General features: G+C 29.7%; 2 protein-coding genes and 1 pseudogene. 1 reads left to right on the plus strand and 2 read right to left on the minus strand.

The genetic code is table 11. The features are described from left to right. Nucleotides 1–312, plus strand: a pseudogene (locus AMN78_RS03730) (MBL fold metallo-hydrolase); the annotation flags it as partial. Here AMN78_RS03730 and AMN78_RS03735 read toward each other — a convergent pair. Both AMN78_RS03735 and AMN78_RS03740 read right to left on the minus strand, forming a co-directional pair. Then, nucleotides 305–1,516: a hypothetical protein gene (locus tag AMN78_RS03735; protein WP_075534247.1), complete on the minus strand. Its 1,212-nt coding sequence runs from the start codon at nt 1,514–1,516 to the stop codon at nt 305–307. The pseudogene AMN78_RS03730 and the gene AMN78_RS03735 sit on opposite strands and share 8 nt — an antisense overlap. A gap of 25 nt (nt 1,517–1,541) precedes the next feature. Then, the coding region (locus tag AMN78_RS03740; protein ID WP_179850611.1) for a class I SAM-dependent methyltransferase at nt 1,542–1,875 on the minus strand (334 nt) is incomplete at its 5' end.

Below are 1,875 nucleotides of genomic sequence, written 5' to 3' on the forward strand. Positions count from 1 at the left end.
TTAGGAAAAAAATTTGGCCCTATTGATTTGGGTTTTGGAAATTTGGGTGCTTACAATTTCTATCCAATTATTCCAGTCAAGGACAAATCTACAGCTCACGCAAATCCTGAGGAGCTTTTATCTTTAATGAAAGACTTAAAAGTAAAAAAGGTTATAGGAATGCATTGGGGAACAGCGATATTGAGTTTGGAACCAATTTGGGAACCTCCTGTAAGATTTAAAGAAAATGCTGAAAAGTTTGGCTACAAAAAAGAAGAGGCAATTATATTTAAAATTGGTGAGATTAAAAAATTAAATGATCTTATCAACTAGCTTTTCTTTTATTTCTTTCTTTGTCTAATAAAGCCGTCAGAGAGTCCACCATAAAATCTGAGGCATCAAAGATCTGATCTCTCTTAAATTCTTTAAATATATTTTTTTCTGGGTCAGTTTTATCCTCAATAACTATCCCATGAGAAGGAGAACCGTCTTTCAAATAAATACAAATGAGCCATTCATTTTCAGGTGTATCATCCCATTTGATATATATTGCACTCTCTTCTATTCTTTTATCAATACACCTCATAATTGGAAGATGTTTACTTAAATACCTTTTTGAGATCATGAAACAAAGTGAATGGGAGGCTCTATAAAAAGATTCAAGTGCATACTCTACCTTCTCTCTCTCTTCGTTATAAATTCTCTCTTTCTCTAATAATATTTCTTTAGTATCACTGTCTTTTACTTCAACACCAAATTGAGTTAGTCGTTCTCTAATTGCTTCTTCAACTTTTTGCTGTCTTAAAGCTTTGTATTTCTCTTTGATTTTATCTATACGCAGTTTGACTTCTTCGTAAGACTCCCTTTGTTGGCTTAGAACATATTTTGAAAGAGCTTGAACTTCTTTTTCCTCTCTACGTACAAAACTCTCAATTTTCTTTTCAAGTTTAATTTGTTCTAAAAATTTTCTTTGCTTTTCAGCTCGCTCTCTTCTGAGTTCGGCTTGATCCTCTCTTAAAAATCTTTTTAGATCAATTGATAATTGACGGCTTAATTCTTTTTCTTCTTTAAGCTGTAATGCTTTGGCTTTAAGTGCTATTTCCTCTTGTTGTATAAACCGTTTTCTTGCTTCTATTTTTTCTCTTTCCATTTCTTTTATTTTTTTCTCTTTTTGTTTTGCCCTTTCTTCTTGAATAACTTTTTTAATATTTGAAACTCGATTAGAAATACCTTTAAAAAAATTCTGCAAAGATTGATCAAGGTTTAAATTGAATCTAAGCATTGATTTTACTTTGTCACTTAAACTTAAAAGGCTTGATATAACTGCTCTTGTTTTTTGTTGTTTTTTTCTTTTCGATCTTCGGAATTTAAGTTTATTTTTTTTAAATTTTATTTTTCTTCTTTTGCTTTTGATTGATCTTTTTTTTTTTGATTTTCTTTTCGTAATTTTTCTGGGTCTTTTATTGCTTTTTTTAGATTTTGTTCTTTTTGATTTTATCGACTTGATTTTCTTAAGTTTCTTTTTTTTTCTTTTCATACTGTTACTTATTTAATAACAGTTTTCAGGAATAAAGGTAGTTTCTTGTTCTTTTGGCGTTATTAAAGTTTTTCACAATTTGTAATTGAAAAACAACTAGGTCCCTATATTTGAAAGCCGCTTCACAAGATGCCATATAGTATTCATAGCATTTTACAAATTTTTCATCGAATAGATCTTTTACTTTATTTTTATTAGCCAAGAAACGTTTTAACCAACTTTCGAGGGTTTTATCGTAGTGCCTAATTAAAGTCTCTATATCGTTCACGATTAATCCGGTTTTTTCTATTGGATTGATAATTTGACTCAACGAAGGACAAACCCCTCCTGGAAAAATATATTTTTGAATGAAAAGATTA

The organism is Candidatus Pelagibacter communis, assembly GCF_001179945.1.
GTDB classification, from domain to species: domain Bacteria; phylum Pseudomonadota; class Alphaproteobacteria; order Pelagibacterales; family Pelagibacteraceae; genus Pelagilacustribacter; species Pelagilacustribacter ubique_A.

What these genes read in the sequence shown, in the direction of transcription:
- AMN78_RS03735 (WP_075534247.1), bottom strand. Translation starts at nt 1,516, where the DNA reads ATGAAAAGAAAAAAAAAGAAACTTAAGAAAATCAAGTCGATAAAATCA.